This is a genomic window from Kitasatospora sp. NPDC057198, assembly GCF_042670125.1.
Classification (GTDB): Bacteria; Actinomycetota; Actinomycetes; order Streptomycetales; family Streptomycetaceae; genus Kitasatospora.
This window is the reverse complement of record NZ_JBHUWH010000022.1, coordinates 18904-34947: the sequence shown is the minus strand read 5'-3', so window position 1 is coordinate 34947 and position 16044 is coordinate 18904. Positions and strand designations below refer to the sequence as shown.

Here is a 16044-nt window from a genome sequence, read left to right as displayed (position 1 = left end):
CCGCTGCACCGATGACCGCACCCGTGTTCGTCGTCGACGACCTGGCGGGGGCCGCCCCCGGCACGACCGTCCGCCTCGACGGCCCCGAGGGCCGGCACGCCGTCGCCGTCAAGCGCCTGGAGCCCGGCGAGGCGCTCACCCTCGCCGACGGCCGCGGCCGCGGCGCTGACGGCACCGTCGCCGCGCTGCACGGCAAGGACGCCCTCGACGTGCTGGTCGGCGCCGTCCGCGAGGAACCCGCCCCCGCGCCCCGGATCACCGTCGTCCAGGCGCTCCCCAAGGGCGACCGCGGCGAACTCGCCGTCGAGACCATGACCGAGGCCGGCGTCGACGTGATCGTCCCCTGGGCCGCCTCCCGCTGCATCACCCAGTGGAAGGGCGAACGCGGCGCCAAGGCCCTCGCCAAGTGGCGGGCCACCGCCCGCGAGGCCGGCAAGCAGTCCCGGCGGCTGCGCTTCCCCGAAGTCCGGGACGCGGTGACCACCCGGCAACTGCTGCCGCTGCTCGCCGCCGCGGACTTCGCGGCCGTCCTGCACGAGGAGGGGTCGCTGCCGCTGGCCACCGCGGCGCTGCCCGCCGCCGGCGAGATCGTCCTGGTGGTCGGGCCCGAGGGGGGCGTCTCCCCGGACGAGATCGCCGCCTTCGCGGAGGCCGGCGCCGCACCGCACCGCCTCGGCCCCTCCGTCCTGCGCACCTCCACGGCGGGCGTCGCGGCCGGCGCGCTGCTGCTCGGCCGCACGGGGCGCTGGGGGTAGCGGAGGCGCGGTTCCCGCGCCCCCGGGTCCGCCCTCCGGGGGTGCTCCCCGGTTTCGTCCGGTGGTTTCGCCATGGCGCAGCAGTTTTCTGACGGATCGCGGGCCCGGCGTCCTACGCTGGCGGGATGACCGAATCTACGCGCGGGTACTTGCGGCACCCCCACTTGCACGGCGGCCTGGTGGCCTTCGTCGCCGAGGACGACGTCTGGTTGGCGCCCGTGGAGGGCGGGCGGGCCTGGCGGGTGACGGCGGACCGGGCGCCGGTGGGCGGGGTGCGGTTCTCGCCGGACGGGAAGTCGCTGGCCTGGGCGTCCACCCGGGACGGGGCGCCGGAGGTGCACGTCGGGGCGGTAGAGGGCGGCGCGCCGCGGCGGCTGACGTACTGGGGGAGCCCGTTCACCGCGCTGGTGGGGTGGAGCCCGGACGGGCGGCCGGTGGCGATCACCACCGCGGGGCAGGAGACGATCCGGCGGACCTGGGCGTTCGCGTTGCCGCTGGACGGCGGGGAGCCGTCGCGGCTGCCGTACGGACCGGTCGGGTCGCTGGCGTTCGAGCCGGTGCCGGAGGGGGCGACCGGCGGGCGGGTGCTGCTGGGCACGCACAACCGGGAGGCCGCGCACTGGAAGCGCTACCGGGGCGGCCGGGCCGGGAAGCTGTGGATCGGGGCGGGCACGTTCGAGCGCCTGCACGCCGACCTGGACGGGCAGTTGGAGTGCCCGATGTGGGTCGGCGAGCGGGTCGCGTTCCTGTCCGACCACGAGGGCACCGGGCGGTTGTACTCCAGCCTCCCGGACGGCTCCGACCTGCGGGCGCACGGCCCGGCGGACAGCGGCTTCTACGCCCGGCAGGCGTCCACCGACGGCACCCGGGTGGTCTGGCAGAGCGCGGGCGAGCTGTGGCTGCTGGACGACCTGGACGGCGCCGAGCCGCGCCGGCTGGACGTGCGGCCGGCCGGGCCGGGCACCCGCCGCCTGCCGCACCCGACCTCCGCCGCCGGGCAGGTGGAGTCCGCCGCCCCGGACCGCACCGGCCGGGCCGCGGCCGTGGTGGTGCGCGGCACCGTGCACTGGGTGACCCACCGGGAGGGCCCGGCCCGGGTGCTGGACGAGACGCCGGGCGCCCGGGCCCGGCTGGCCCGGGTGGTGCCCGGCGAGGACGGCGCGCAGGGCGCGGTGTGGGTCACCGACGCCGAGGGCGAGGACGCGCTGGTGCACGCCCCGGCGGTGCTGGGCGCGGAGCGCCGGCGGCTGGCGGTCGGGCAGCTCGGGCGGGTGCGCGCGCTGGTGGTCTCGCCGGACGGCAAGCAGGTGGCGGTGGCCTCGCACGACGGCCGGGTGCTGCTGGTGGCGCTCAGCGACGGCGCGGTGAACGAGCTGGCGCGCAGCGGCGACGGCGAGGTCTCCGGGCTGGTGTTCAGCCCGGACTCGGCGTGGCTGGCCTGGTCGCAGCCGGTGCTCGGCCCGTGGTCGCTGCGGCAGATCATGCTGGCCGACCTGACCTCGCGCACCGTCAACGAGGCCACCCCGCAGCGCTTCCACGACTACTCGCCGGCCTTCACCGCGGACGGCAAGCACCTGGCGTTCCTCTCGGTGCGCAGCTTCGACCCGGTGTACGACCAGCACGCCTTCGACCTGTCCTTCCCCGGCGGCACCCGCCCGTACCTGCTGACGCTGGCCGCCGAGACCCCGTCGCCGTTCGGTCCGCGGCGCGGCGGGCGGCCGGTGGGCGGCGAGGAGGAGGACGCCAAGGACGGCGAGAAGGACGCCGCGGCGGTGCCGAGCACCCGGGTCGACCTGGAGGGCATCGCCGACCGGATCGTGCCGTTCCCGGTGGAGGCCGGGCGGTTCGGCGTGCTGCGGGCCGCCAAGGACGGGGTGCTGTGGACCAGGTACCCGTTCGGCGGTGAACTCGGCGACAGCGCGGCCTCGTTGGACGACGAGCCGGCCCGCACCGCGCTGGAGCGGTTCGACCTGGCCAAGCGCAGGGCGGAGGAACTGCTCACCGGCGTCGACGCGTTCGCGGTCAGCGGCGACGGCGCCCGGCTGGCGGTGCTCGACGGCGGTTCGTTGCGGATCGTGCCCGCCGACCAGAAGGCCGGGGAGGACGAGGAGGGCGACGTCGGCCTGGACCGGGTCCGGGTCACCGTCGACCCGGCCGTCGAGTGGCGGCAGATGTTCGACGAGAACGGCCGCCTGATGCGGGACAACTTCTGGCGCGCCGACCTGTCCGGCGTCGACTGGGCGGGCGTGCTGGCCCGCTACCGGCCGCTGGTGGAGCGGGTCGGCAGCCACTCCGACCTGGTCGACCTGCTGTGGGAGACGGTCGGCGAGCTCGGCACCTCGCACGCGTACGTGCTGCCGCCCGGCCGGGGCACCGAACCGGCCCGGCAGCAGGGCCTGCTCGGCGCGGACCTGGTGCGCGACGGCGAGGTGTGGCGGGTGGCCCGGGTGCTGCCCGGCGAGTCCTCCGACCCGCGGGCCCGCTCCCCGCTGGCCGCCCCCGGGGCGGCGATCCGCCCCGGGGACGCGATCCTGGCGGTCAACGGCCGCCCGGTCGACCCGGTCACCGGCCCGGCCCCGCTGCTGGCCGGCACCGCCGACCAGCCGGTCGAGCTCACCGTCAGCGGCAAGGACGGCGGCGAGCGGCACCCGGTGGTGGTGCCGCTCGACGACGAGGAGGCGCTGCGCTACCACGACTGGGTGGCCGGGCGGCGGGCCGCCGTCCGCGAGCTGTCCGGCGGGCGGCTCGGCTACCTGCACGTCCCCGACATGCAGAGCGCGGGCTGGGCGCAGCTCCACCGCGACCTGCGGTTCGAGATGTCCCTGGAGGGCGTCGTCCTCGACCTGCGGGAGAACCGCGGCGGCCACACCTCCCAGCTGGTCGTGGAGAAGCTGGCCCGCCGGATCGTCGGCTGGAACCACGGCCGCGACCTGCTCCACCCCGAGCCGTACCCCGGCGACGCCCCGCGCGGCCCGGTGGTGGCGCTGGCCAACGAGTTCTCCGGCTCCGACGGCGACATCGTCAACGCCGCGATCCAGGCCCTCGGCATCGGCCCGGTGGTCGGCACCCGCACCTGGGGCGGCGTCATCGGCATCGACAGCAGGTACACGCTGGTCGACGGGACGCTGGTCACCCAGCCCAAGTACTCGTACTGGGTGGAGGGTTACGGCTGGCACCTGGAGAACCGGGGCGTCACCCCCGACGTCGAGGTGCCGATCGCCCCGCACGACTGGGCGGCCGGGCGCGACCCCCAGCTGGAGACCGCCGTCCGGCTGGCCCTGGAGACCCTGGACCGCACCCCGGCCAGGACCGCGCCCGCGCTGGACTGACCCCGGCGGGGGCGACCGGGGCGGCCGGGGCGGCCGGGGCGACGGCGGGTGGCGGCGGGTGGCGGCGGCGCGGGTGGTGCGGGTGCTGGCGGATCTGCCGGATCACGGTGCTCCGGCGGCTGTAAGGTCGTGGCACCAGTGATCGGGTTCAGGTGAGGAGCGCGGGAGATGGCCGGCGAGCCGCAGGCGGACTGTGTGTTCTGCAAGATCGTGTCGGGGGACATCCCGGCGACCGTGGTGCGCAGGACCGAGCGGACGCTGACGTTCCGGGACATCAACCCGCAGGCGCCCACGCACCTGCTGGTGATCCCGCGGGTGCACTACGCCGACGCGGCCGAACTGGCCGCCGCCGAGCCGGAGGTGGCGGCCGAGCTGCTCACCGAGGCGGGCGGGGCGGCGGCCGGCGAGGGCCTGGAGGCGTACCGGCTGATCTTCAACACCGGTGCGGGCGCCGGGCAGACGGTCTTCCACGCGCACGTGCACGTGCTGGGCGGCAAGCCGCTCACCGAGGGGCTGGTCTGAGCGTTGTCGCAGCGTGAACTCGTCGTCCTCGGCACCGCCAGCCAGGTGCCGACCAGGCACCGCAACCACAACGGGTACCTGCTGCGCTGGGACGGCGAGGGGCTGCTGTTCGACCCCGGGGAGGGCACCCAGCGGCAGATGCTGCACGCCGGGGTGACCGCCACCGGGATCACCCGGATCGCGGTGTCGCACTTCCACGGGGACCACTGCCTGGGGCTGCCCGGCATCGTGCAGCGGATCAACCTGGACCGGGTGCCGCACCCGGTGGACGCCTACTACCCGGCCTCCGGCCAGGAGTTCTTCGACCGGCTGCGGCACGCCAGCGCCTACCACGCGACGGCCGAGATCCGGGAGCACCCGGTCACCGCCGCTGGCCCGCTGGACGCGCCGGGCGCCCCGTTCGAACTCCGCGCGGTGCGGCTGTCCCACCCGGTGGAGTCGTTCGGCTACCGGCTGACCGAGCCGGACGGCTTCCGGCTGCGGCCCGACAGACTGCGCGAACTCGGCCTGCGCGGCCCCGCGGTGGGCGTGCTGCAGCGCGAGGGCCGGGTCGAGCTGGACGGCCGGACGGTCACCGCCGAGCAGGCCGGGGAGGTCCGGCCGGGCCAGCGGTTCGCCTTCGTGATGGACACCCGGCTCTGCGACGGGGTGCACGAACTCGCCGAGGGCGCCGACCTGTTGGCCATCGAGGCGACCTTCCTCGAGCAGGACGCCGGGCTCGCCGAGGAGCACGGCCACCTCACCGCGGCCCAGGCCGCCCGGGTGGCCGCCGCGGCCGGGGTGCGCACGCTGGTGCTCACGCACTTCTCGCAGCGCTACCCGGACCTGGCCGGCCACCTCGCGGAGGCCCGGACGCACTTCGACGGCGAGATCGTGGTCGCCGAGGACCTGGCGCGGATCCCCGTCCCGCCGCGCCGCTGACCGCCACCGGGCCGTACGCGGGCCGCACGCGGGCCGTACGCCGGAAAACCGCTCGCACATCGGGGCGAAAGCCCCCACCATCGAAGCCGCCGCGCCGCTCCGGCGAACACCTGCGCGGCGTACCCTGGTGACCCGGAGAGCCCGAGCCACACGACACGACGGATTGGGATGAGGCAGGCCGCAGCGCCGACCCATGACTGACACACCGCAGACCCGAACCGACGGACAGCGGCGCCCCGACGAGGCGTCCACCAGCACCCGGATCGTCATTCCGGAGAAGCACCCGATGGTCACCCTGCTGGGCGCGGCCGACTCGCTCCTGCGAGTGATCGAGGAAGGCTTCCCGGGCGCCGACATCCACGTCCGCGGAAACGAGGTGACGGCCACCGGCACGCCCGCCGAGGTCGCGCTCGTCAAGCAGCTCTTCACCGAGATGATGCTGGTGCTGCGCACCGGCCAACCCCTGACGGAGGACGCCGTGGAGCGCTCCATCACCATGCTCAGGAGTGCCGCCGAGGACCCGGCCCACCCGGCCCCGTCCGAGGTGTTCACGGCGAACATCCTGTCCAACCGGGGCCGCACCATCCGCCCCAAGACGCTCAACCAGCAGCGCTACGTCGACGCGATCGACAAGCACACCATCGTCTTCGGCCTCGGCCCGGCCGGCACCGGCAAGACCTACCTGGCGATGGCCAAGGCCGTGCAGGCGCTGCAGGCCAAGGAGGTCAACCGGATCATCCTGACCCGGCCGGCCGTCGAGGCGGGGGAGCGGCTGGGCTTCCTGCCCGGCACCCTCTACGAGAAGATCGACCCGTACCTGCGCCCGCTGTACGACGCGCTGCACGACATGATGGACCCCGACTCGATCCCGCGGCTGATGGCGGCGGGGACGATCGAGGTGGCCCCGCTCGCGTACATGCGCGGCCGCACCCTGAACGACGCCTTCATCATCCTCGACGAGGCGCAGAACACCTCGCCCGAGCAGATGAAGATGTTCCTGACCCGCCTGGGCTTCAACTCCCGGGTGGTCGTGACCGGCGACACCAGCCAGATCGACCTGCCGGGCGGCACCCGCTCCGGCCTCAAGGTCGTCCAGGAGATCCTCGCCGACGTGCCCGACATCCACTTCTCGGTGCTGACCAGCACCGACGTGGTGCGGCACAAGCTGGTCGGCCGCATCGTGGATGCGTACGAACGCTGGGACGCCCGGCAGGAGGCCGAGGAGTCCGGCGACCGCAAACCCGTCCAACGGCGGGGCGCCCGGGCGCCCCGGCAGTCCCATCGCACCGAAAGCTGAGTACTGAGCCCTCCATGTCGATCGACATCGCCAACGAGTCCGGGTGGGACGTCGACGAGGAGTCCATCCTCGACGTCGCCCGCTACGCCCTCGACAAGATGCGGATCCATCCGCAGTCCGAACTCTCCGTCATCCTCTACGACAGCGAGTCGATGGCGGAGCTGCACGTCCAGTGGATGGACCTGCCAGGACCGACCGACGTGATGTCCTTCCCGATGGACGAACTGCGTCCGGGCAAGGAGGGCGAGGACCTGCCGGAGGGCCTGCTCGGCGACATCGTGCTCTGTCCCGAGGTGGCGAAGCAGCAGGGCCTCGCCGCCCCCACCAAGCACTCGATGGACGAGGAGCTGCAGCTGCTCACCGTCCACGGGGTGCTGCACGTGCTCGGCTACGACCACGAGGAGCCCGACGAGGAGCGCGAGATGTTCGCCCTCCAGAAGCGGATCCTGGACGACTGGCGGGCCGGCCGCGGCCTGTCCGGCCTGTCGCCCGCGCCGACCGTCCACTGAGGGCCGGCCCGCTGTGAGTGGTGAGAGTACGAGCTTCCTGATCGGCGCGCTGCTGCTGGTCGGCCTGGGCTGGCTGGCGGCGTGCGCCGAGGCGGGCATCTCCCGGATGTCCCGCTTCCGGGCCGAGGAGGCGGTCCGCTCCGGGCGGCGCGGCTCCGACCGGCTGCTGACCCTGGCCTCCGACAACATTCGCTACCTGAACCTGGCGACGCTGATCCGGGTCGCCAGCGAGATGGGCGCCGCGGTGCTGGTCACCGTGGTGTGCGTGCGCAGCTTCCAGCAGACCTGGCAGGCCGTGCTGGTGGCGTTCGGCGTGATGGTGCTGGTGTCCTTCGTCGCGGTCGGGGTCTCCCCGCGCACGATCGGCCGCCAGCACCCGCTGAGCACCGTCACCGCCGCCTCCTACGTGCTGCTGCCGCTGGCTCGGATCCTCGGGCCGATCCCGCGGCTGCTGATCCTGCTGGGCAACGCGCTGACGCCCGGCAAGGGGTACAAGGAGGGCCCGTTCGCCTCCGAGGCCGAACTGCGGGCCCTGGTCGACCTCGCCGAGAAGGACGACCTGATCGAGGACGAGGAGCGCCGGATGGTGCACTCGGTCTTCGAGCTGGGCGACACCATCGTGCGCGAGGTGATGGTGCCGCGCACCGACCTGGTGATGATCGAGCGGCACAAGACCGTCCGGCAGACCCTCACGCTGGCGCTGCGCTCCGGCTTCTCGCGGATCCCGGTGGTCGGCGACAACGAGGACGACGTGGTCGGCATCGTCTACCTCAAGGACCTGGTGCGCCGCACCCACATCAACCGGGACGCCGAGTCCGACCAGGTCGACTCGGTGATGCGCCCGGCGGTGTTCGTCCCCGACTCCAAGCCCGCCGCGGACCTGCTGCGCGAGATGCAGCAGATGCGCTCGCACGTCGCGATCGTGATCGACGAGTACGGCGGCACCGCCGGACTGGTCACCATCGAGGACATCCTGGAGGAGATCGTCGGCGAGATCACCGACGAGTACGACCGGGAGATCGCCCCCGTCGAGGACCTCGGCGACGGCTCCTACCGGATCACCGCCCGGCTCACCGTGGAGGACCTCGGCGAACTGTTCGGGATCGAACTGGACGACGAGGACGTCGAGACCGTCGGCGGGCTGCTGGCCAAGTGCCTGGGCCGGGTGCCGATCCCCGGCTCCTCCTGCGAGGTGCCGGTGCCCGAGGGCAGCGGGCTGGCCGCGATCAGCCTGACCGCGGAGAGCTCGGCGGGCCGCCGCAACCGGATCGGCACCGTGGTGGCCGCCCCGGTGCGGGTCGCGGAGGAGAGCGAGGCGCAGGCCGAGGAGGCCGCCTCCTAGCCTCCCGGGCCCTTCCAGGGCCTCCTGCGCCTCCCGGGCCTCCTGTGCCTCCTGGGCCTCTCCGGCCCCCCGGCCCCCGTGCTGTTCCGACGGGCCCTTGGACGGGGCGTCCCAATCGGTGGTGCCGGTTGGGACGCCCCGTCCCGGGGCCCGTTTGCGATGCCCCTCCGGGCGTGCGCACCGTGGAAGACATGGCACATCTACTGCGCGCGGAGTACGGCCCGAGCGGGCCGGCCGGCGGGGTGGCCAGGTGGCACGTGGTCCGTGCCGTCGACCCTTCGCACGGCATGTGCGGCGCCGAGATCGTCTCGGACGCCGAGAGCAGGCCGGAGGAGGACTGGGGCACCGGGCTGCACTGCTGCCAGCAGTGCGGGTCGCTCTACCTCCACGAAGTGCCGTTCCTCCGGTCCGACCACGCGGGGAGGACCCGATGAAACTGCACGACGAACTCCCGGTCGACCACCGGCTCGGCACGGTCTACCGCTACGGCGCCGGGCTGTGCGGGCTGTTCCTGGTGGTGTTCGGCATCCTCGGCCTGACCGGGGCCCACCCGGGCTTCCTGGACACGTCGGGCAAGGAGGTGATCGGCCTGTCCAGCAACGGGGCGCTGAGCGTGCTCTCGCTGGTGGCCGGCGGGATCCTGATCCTGGGCGCCGTGATCGGCGGCAACACCGCCTCGAACATCAACATGGCCATGGGCGTGCTGTTCGTGCTGGCCGGCTTCGTCGGCCTGATGGTGCTGGACTCCAGCGCCAACCGGCTCGCCTTCCACATCTCCAACGTCATCTTCAGCTTCGTCTTCGGCTTCGTGGTGCTGACCTTCGGCATGTACGGCCGGGTCAGCAGCCACCTGCCGCAGGACAACCCGTACTGGAAGGAGCGGCACGCGAAGGCCGCCGAGCAGCCCGACGGCCCGCCCGCCCTGGTGAAGGTGCTCCGGCCGGGCCCGCCCAACCCGACCGGGCACTGAGCACCGGCCGCCGCCCGGTCCGGACCGCCGTCGGGGCGCCGGGCCGGGCGGACTGTTGCCGGGCGGACCGCTGTTGGGCGGACCGTTGCCGGGCGCCGGGCTGGCGGGACCGCCGGCGGGTGCCGGGCTGGGCGGCCGGCGGGCCGGGGGCGGTAACTATGCTCGGGCCATGACCGAGATTTCCGAGCTGGACCCCGAGGACAAGAAGATCATCACGCTGGCCCGCTCGGCCCGCGCCCGCAACGGCGTGGCCGAGGGGGCCGCGGTGCGCGACGAGACCGGCCGGACGTACGTGGCCGGGACGGTGGCGCTGGAGTCGTTGAAGCTGAGCGCGCTGCAGACGGCGGTGGCGATGGCGGTGGCGAGCGGGGCGAAGAGCCTGGAGGCGGCCGCGGTGGTGTCCGAGGCGGACGCCCCGGCGGCGGGCGACCTGGCCGCCGTGCGGGACCTGGGCGGGGCCGGGACGCCGGTGCTGCTGGCCGGGCCGGACGGGGCGCTGAAGCTGGCCGCCGCGGCGGAGTGAGGGGCGGGCCGCGGCCCGGGCGGGCGGGGTGTCCGGAAGGAGTCCCGCCGGCCTTTCCGCCCACCCCTTGGGTGCGATAATCGCACCGGCCGGGGCCGGTCCCGGCAGGGGAGGGGACATGGGCGTCGCGGCGTTCTTCTGCGGACTGATCCTCTGCGTCATGGGCTTCGGACGCTGGCACGAGACCGACTCCCCGTGGTGGCTGGCCGGCACCCTGACCCTGCTGGCGCTCGTCCTGGTCGGCGCGATCACGGGTGGCGGCAAGAAGAAGGCCGACTGAGCGGCCGGGCGGGGACGGTCGGACGGGCGGCCGGGACGGTCGAGCCGGGACGGTCGAGCCGGGACGGTCGGGCGGCGGAAGATCGGGCGGGTGGCCGGGGCGGTCGGACGCGCGGGGAGCGGCCGGGTGCGCCCGGTGACCGGGGCGGCCCCGGCGATCGGCGACAATGGGTGCCATGAATGCCCCTTCCTCCCCGTACCGCTCCGGGTTCGCGTGTTTCGTCGGCCGTCCCAACGCGGGCAAGTCGACCCTGACCAACGCCCTGGTCGGGACGAAGGTCGCGATCACCTCCGACCGTCCGCAGACCACCCGGCACACCGTGCGCGGCATCGTGCACCGCCCCGACTCCCAGCTCGTGCTGGTGGACACCCCCGGGCTGCACAAGCCCCGCACCCTGCTCGGTGAGCGGCTCAACGACCTGGTCCGCACCACCTGGGCCGAGGTCGACGTGATCGGCTTCTGCGTGCCCGCCGACCAGAAGCTCGGCCCCGGCGACAAGTTCATCGCCAAGGAGCTCGCCGAGATCCGCAAGACGCCGAAGGTCGCGATCGTCACCAAGACCGACCTGGTCGACTCCAAGCGGCTGGCCGAGCAGCTGATCGCCGTCCAGCAGCTGGGCGCGGAACTCGGCATCGAGTGGGCCGAGATCATCCCGGTGTCGGCGGCCGGCGACCAGCAGGTCGAGCTGGTGGCCGAGCTGCTGACCAAGCTGCTGCCCGAGGGCGTGCCGCTGTACCCGGACGGCGACCTCACCGACGAGCCCGAGCAGACCATGGTCGCCGAGCTGATCCGGGAGGCCGCACTGGAGGGCGTGCGCGACGAGCTGCCGCACTCGCTGGCCGTGGTGGTCGAGGAGATGATCCCGCGCGAGGGCCGCCCCGCCGACCGCCCGCTGCTGGACATCCACGCCAACGTGTACATCGAGCGGCAGAGCCAGAAGGCCATCGTGATCGGTGCCAAGGGCGCCCGGCTCAAGCACGTCGGCACCACCGCCCGCAAGCAGATCGAGGCGCTCCTGGGCACCCCGGTCTACCTGGACCTGCACGTCAAGGTGGCCAAGGACTGGCAGCGCGACCCCAAGCAGCTGCGCAAGCTCGGCTTCTGACGGTGGCTCCGCCGGGTCCGCCGGGCCGGCGGGTTCGGCGGGTTCGGCGGGTTGGCGGGTTCGGTACGTCCGGCCCGGCCGGTACGTTCGGCGGGTCCAGCACGTCCTGCACGTCCAGCACGTCAAGTGCGTCGCAAGGGGAGGGTCGGCCGGGATGGAACTGCACACCCACGAGTGGGGCACGGGCGGGCGCACCGCGCTGCTGGTGCACGGCATCCAGGCCGACCACCGCACCTGGCGGGTGATCGGTCCTGCGCTCGCCGAGCGCGGCTACCGGGTGCTCGCCGTCGACCTGCGCGGTCACGGCGCCTCCCCGCGCGGCACCGGCGGGACGCCGGCCGAACGGTACGGGCCCGAGCAGTTCGCCGAGGACCTGGTCGACACCCTGCCCGTCGGCGCCGAGCTGGCGATCGGCCACTCGATGGGCGCCCTGGCGCTCCGGCTGGCGGTCGAGCGGCTGAAGCCGGCCCGGGCGGTCTACAGCGACCCCGCGTTCGTCTACGACCGCCCGGGGCTCGGGCCGGAGCCCTTCATCGGCTTCAAGCGCTTCGGGACCAGGCAGTTCATCGCGACCATGCACCCCGGCTGGGCCGCCGAGGACGTGGACGCCGAAGTCGCCTCCCTGGCGTGCTGGGACAGCGACACCGCGCTCGGCCTGTGGGCGCACCCCGGGCTGTCCGTGCTGCCGGACGCCCCGGCCGTCCCCTCGCTGGTCCAACTCGCCGACCCGAGCGCCCTGGTGGCGGCGGAGGACGCCGCCGAGCTGCGCCGCCGCGGCTTCGAGGTGCGCACCGTGCCGGGCGCCGGGCACTGCATTCACCGCGACGACCCGGCGGGCTTCCTGGCCTCGCTGCACGGCTGGATCTGAACGTCCAAGCCGTGCCGACGGATTGACGCGGCGTCAGGCGCCCTCGCGCAGCACCAGGCTGACCAGTTCGCGCTGGGAGTCGGTGAGTTTCGGGTCGGCGCAGTGGACGGTGCGGCCGTCGACGGTGATCTCGTAGTGGAAGCCGTCGGGCACGCCGTACGCGGGCGCGCGCAGCCCGCCGGCCACCGCCTCGCGCGCCAGGGCGTGCACGTGCGGGGCGTCCGGGCGCTCCACGGTGTCCATCTCGGCATAACGGAGCAGGCCGGCGAGCCCGCCGGTGCGGGTGACCTGGATACGCATGGTTGTCAGTGTGCTACGCAACGAAGGGGTTTGCCGAGGCTTTTCACCAACTCCCCGCAGCCCGTTCGGGTCGCGGTGGGGGAGGGCCCCCAGGGTGCGGCGGGCGCGCGGCGGGGACGGGCGGGGGAGCGGGGAGGGAGCGGGGCGGGAGAGCGGAGCCGTCTCAGTGGGTGGGATCGTGGCGGGGCTCACTGCGCCGTCCCGCCCGGTCTTGTTACAGTGGCGGCATCATGCGTATCCGGCTGCTTCTTCTTAGCTGCCGCGGCGAGGGCCTGTAGTCCAGTCAAGGCCGGCCCCCTCGCCGCGGGGAGTCGTGTTGCGCCCAGTGTGATCTTTCGCGGCGCATTCAGTCGGCCGAGTTCGGGTGTCCTGTCCCCCGGACCGCAGACCGCCTTCGACAAGGGAAGCCGAGAGCCTCACCCATGACCGAACAGTCCTCCGTCGCCCGCGCGTTCATCGACCGCCCCACCCCGATCACCGCCGCCACCGTGCAGCAGAAGCCCTCGGGGATGCCGTTCCAGCGCTACGTACCCTTCGGCACCATCGACCTGCCGGACCGCACCTGGCCGAGCAAGGTGATCACCCAGGCCCCGCGCTGGCTGTCCACCGACCTGCGCGACGGCAACCAGGCGCTGATCGACCCGATGTCGCCGGCCCGCAAGCGCAAGATGTTCGACCTGCTGGTGAAGATGGGCTACAAGGAGATCGAGGTCGGTTTCCCGTCGTCCGGCGCCACCGACTTCAACTTCGTCCGCTCGCTGATCGACGAGGGCGCGATCCCCGAGGACGTCACCATCTCGGTGCTGACCCAGGCCCGCGAGGACCTGATCGAGCGCACCGTCGAGTCGCTGAAGGGCGCCCCGCGGGCCACCGTCCACCTGTACAACGCGACCTCGCCGCTGTTCCGCCGGGTGGTGTTCAAGGCGAGCAAGGACGAGATCAAGGCCATCGCGGTGGACGGCACCCGCCTGGTGATGGAGTACGCCGAGAAGATCCTGGGCGACGAGACGGTCTTCGGCTACGAGTACTCGCCGGAGATCTTCATCGACACCGAGCTGGACTACGCGCTGGAGGTCTGCGAGGCGGTGATGGACGTCTGGCAGCCCGGCGAGGGCCGCGAGATCATCCTGAACCTGCCGACCACGGTCGAGCGCTCCACCCCGAACGTCTACGCCGACAAGATCGAGTGGATGTCGCGGAACCTGTCGCGCCGCGAGTTCGTCTGCCTGTCCACCCACCCGCACAACGACCGGGGCACCGGCGTGGCCTCCGCCGAACTGGCCGTGATGGCCGGCGCCGACCGCGTCGAGGGCTGCCTGTTCGGGCAGGGCGAGCGCACCGGCAACCTGGACCTGGTCAACGTCGGGATGAACCTGTTCTCCCAGGGCATCGACCCGATGATCGACTTCTCCGACATCGACGAGATCCGCCGCACCGCCGAGTACTGCAACCAGATGCCGGTGGCCGAGCGCCACCCCTACGCGGGCGACCTGGTCTTCACCTCCTTCTCCGGCTCGCACCAGGACGCGATCAAGAAGGGCTTCGACGCCCTGGAGGCCGACGCGGCCGCCGCCGGCGTCCCGGTCTCCGAGTACACCTGGGGCGTGCCCTACCTGCCGATCGACCCGAAGGACGTCGGCCGCAGCTACGAGGCGGTCATCCGGGTCAACTCGCAGTCCGGCAAGGGCGGCATCGCCTACGTGCTGAAGAACGACCACAAGCTGGACCTGCCGCGCCGGATGCAGATCGAGTTCTCCAGGATCATCCAGGCCAAGACCGACGCCGAGGGCGGCGAGGTCACCCCCGCCGACATCTGGGCGGTCTTCCAGGACGAGTACCTGCCGACCCCGGCCAACCCGTGGGGCCGGATCTCGCTGCGCGGCTCCCGCAGCCTGACCACCGAGGACGGCCGCGACGTACTGAGCACCGAGGCCGTCGTCGACGGCGCCCCGGTCACCCTGACCGGCACCGGCAACGGCCCGGTCTCCGCGTTCGTCAACGCGCTGGCCGCGATCGGCGTGGACGTCCGCGTCCTGGACTACGCCGAGCACGCGCTGAGCGAGGGCGGCGACGCGCAGGCCGCCGCATACGTCGAGTGCGCGGTCGGCGACAAGGTGCTGTGGGGCGTGGGCGTCGACGGCAACACCGTGCTGGCCTCGCTGAAGGCCCTGGTCAGCGCCGTCAACCGGGCGGCGCAGCGCGACTGACGCCGACAGTGTGCTCGGGGGGCCCGCCATCGGCGGGCCCCCTCCGCGTTCCCGGTCCGCCGCCCTTCCCGATTCCGCGCTCCGCCCTTTTCCGCCACGGACATTGACGGATCATCAGGAGATATCCGGCCCGCACCGCGGGCATTCGGGTGGTGGCGCCGATCACATGTGTCCCCGGTCACAAATTTTCCCCCCGGCACCCGTTCAGGGTGCTGACACGAGCCGGTAACCGTGGCAACATCGTCGAACCGGAACCGGGGTCGGTGGGACGACTCCGGCGTCCGGTCGCGTGACCTGCCCATTGATGTGCAGGCCGCCTGCCATGTCTGGGGAGTGGCGCCGTGACAGGGTTGTGGGGTGTTCGCCCTCGGTGGCGGACGGATGTCCTCGGTGAATTCTTCTGCCCGGGCTGTGGCGGAGACCGCAACTACCGCCGGCAGCACGGCCGGCGGTGGCTGCGGTTGCTCGGGACGCCGGTCCTGCCGCTCGGCGGCGTGGTCCGCAGCGTCCAGTGCACGTCCTGCCGCGGCCGCCACGGGGTCGACGCCCTGGACCAGTTGACCTCGGTCCGGCTCGGCGCGATGCTCCGGGACGCCCAGTACACCATCGCCCTGGCCGCGCTCGCGGCCGGTGGCACCGCCGGACGCGGTGGGCGCGAGGCCGCCTGCACGGTGATCAGGGAGGCCGGGTTCGACGACTGCGGTGAGGCCCAGGTGCTGGCCGCCCTGGCCGCGCTCTCCGGACACGGCGGCGGCGAACCGATCGACGTGGACGCCGAGGGCGGCGGGCTCGCCGTCGAACTGCACGCCGCGCTCGAACCGCTCGCCCCGCACCTCGCCCTCCAGGGCCGGGAGCGGCTGCTCACCCTCGGCGCTGTGGTCGCCCTCGCCGACGGCCGCTACCTCCCGCAGGAGCGGGCCGCGCTCGCCGTGGTCGGCCGCTGCCTGCGCCTCACCGAGCAGCAGGTCGACCGACTGCTGGAGGCGGCCACCCGGGCCACGCACTGATCCGACCCGTCCCCCCTGCCGTCCCCTCCTGCGCACCACCCACGAGCCGGGCCCGAAAATCCCCCCTCCCGGGCCCGCCGTGTCCCGCACCGCACGGGTGAAACCCCCC

The 16044-nt window shown here is 73.5% G+C and carries 16 protein-coding genes; 15 read left to right on the top strand and 1 reads right to left on the bottom strand.

What is annotated here, in order from left to right:
- Nucleotides 1-11 precede the first annotated feature (11 nt).
- From ACFUEL_RS04875 to ACFUEL_RS04815, 13 genes are all read left to right on the top strand, one after another.
- Nucleotides 12-755, top strand: a complete 744-nt coding sequence (locus ACFUEL_RS04875) for a 16S rRNA (uracil(1498)-N(3))-methyltransferase (protein ID WP_380234562.1) — start codon at nucleotides 12-14, stop codon at nucleotides 753-755.
- A 125-nt stretch (nucleotides 756-880) separates the two neighbouring features.
- A complete protein-coding gene (locus ACFUEL_RS04870; RefSeq protein ID WP_380234560.1) occupies nucleotides 881-4084 on the top strand; it encodes a PDZ domain-containing protein in 3204 nt (1067 codons plus the stop codon).
- 168 nt (nucleotides 4085-4252) lie between these two features.
- Nucleotides 4253-4606 carry an HIT domain-containing protein gene (locus tag ACFUEL_RS04865; protein WP_380234559.1) on the top strand — a complete coding sequence of 118 codons (354 nt, stop codon included), beginning with the start codon at nucleotides 4253-4255 and terminating at the stop codon, nucleotides 4604-4606.
- 3 nt (nucleotides 4607-4609) lie between these two features.
- Nucleotides 4610-5527, top strand: coding sequence for a ribonuclease Z (locus ACFUEL_RS04860; protein WP_380234557.1), 918 nt, complete (start codon nucleotides 4610-4612; stop codon nucleotides 5525-5527).
- Nucleotides 5528-5720: 193 nt separating this feature from the next.
- A complete protein-coding gene (locus tag ACFUEL_RS04855) occupies nucleotides 5721-6824 on the top strand; it encodes a PhoH family protein (protein ID WP_380234556.1) in 1104 nt (367 codons plus the stop codon).
- Between the two features lie 14 nt (nucleotides 6825-6838).
- Nucleotides 6839-7333: an rRNA maturation RNase YbeY gene (gene ybeY / locus ACFUEL_RS04850; protein WP_285737974.1), complete on the top strand. Its 495-nt coding sequence runs from the start codon at nucleotides 6839-6841 to the stop codon at nucleotides 7331-7333.
- Nucleotides 7334-7346: 13 nt separating this feature from the next.
- Complete coding sequence (locus ACFUEL_RS04845; protein WP_380234555.1) at nucleotides 7347-8675, top strand: hemolysin family protein; 1329 nt, start codon at nucleotides 7347-7349, stop codon at nucleotides 8673-8675.
- Between the two features lie 191 nt (nucleotides 8676-8866).
- Nucleotides 8867-9109 (top strand): hypothetical protein, encoded by a 243-nt coding sequence (locus tag ACFUEL_RS04840; protein WP_380234554.1) that lies wholly within the window; start codon nucleotides 8867-8869, stop codon nucleotides 9107-9109.
- Nucleotides 9106-9645 (top strand): DUF4383 domain-containing protein, encoded by a 540-nt coding sequence (locus tag ACFUEL_RS04835; protein WP_380234553.1) that lies wholly within the window; start codon nucleotides 9106-9108, stop codon nucleotides 9643-9645. Before ACFUEL_RS04840 ends, ACFUEL_RS04835 begins: the two co-directional genes overlap by 4 nt.
- Nucleotides 9646-9814: 169 nt before the next feature.
- Nucleotides 9815-10168: a cytidine deaminase gene (locus ACFUEL_RS04830; protein ID WP_380234552.1), complete on the top strand. Its 354-nt coding sequence runs from the start codon at nucleotides 9815-9817 to the stop codon at nucleotides 10166-10168.
- A 118-nt stretch (nucleotides 10169-10286) separates the two neighbouring features.
- Nucleotides 10287-10448 carry a hypothetical protein gene (locus tag ACFUEL_RS04825; RefSeq protein ID WP_380234551.1) on the top strand — a complete coding sequence of 54 codons (162 nt, stop codon included), beginning with the start codon at nucleotides 10287-10289 and terminating at the stop codon, nucleotides 10446-10448.
- Nucleotides 10449-10623: 175 nt separating this feature from the next.
- Entirely contained in the window at nucleotides 10624-11553 is a 930-nt protein-coding gene (gene era, locus ACFUEL_RS04820) for a GTPase Era (RefSeq protein WP_380234550.1), read from the top strand.
- A 154-nt stretch (nucleotides 11554-11707) separates the two neighbouring features.
- Nucleotides 11708-12421: an alpha/beta fold hydrolase gene (locus ACFUEL_RS04815; protein WP_380234549.1), complete on the top strand. Its 714-nt coding sequence runs from the start codon at nucleotides 11708-11710 to the stop codon at nucleotides 12419-12421.
- Between the two features lie 33 nt (nucleotides 12422-12454).
- On the opposite strand, the gene ACFUEL_RS04810 is transcribed toward ACFUEL_RS04815, so the two are convergent.
- The gene (locus ACFUEL_RS04810) at nucleotides 12455-12721 is read right to left on the bottom strand and encodes a protealysin inhibitor emfourin (RefSeq protein WP_380234548.1); all 267 of its coding nucleotides are present in this window, start codon (nucleotides 12719-12721) and stop codon (nucleotides 12455-12457) included.
- A gap of 422 nt (nucleotides 12722-13143) precedes the next feature.
- Between ACFUEL_RS04810 and leuA the strand changes: the two genes are divergently transcribed.
- Entirely contained in the window at nucleotides 13144-14928 is a 1785-nt protein-coding gene (leuA, locus tag ACFUEL_RS04805) for a 2-isopropylmalate synthase (protein ID WP_380234547.1), read from the top strand.
- A 461-nt stretch (nucleotides 14929-15389) separates the two neighbouring features.
- Complete coding sequence (locus ACFUEL_RS04800; RefSeq protein WP_380234546.1) at nucleotides 15390-15935, top strand: TerB family tellurite resistance protein; 546 nt, start codon at nucleotides 15390-15392, stop codon at nucleotides 15933-15935.
- Nucleotides 15936-16044 lie beyond the last annotated feature (109 nt).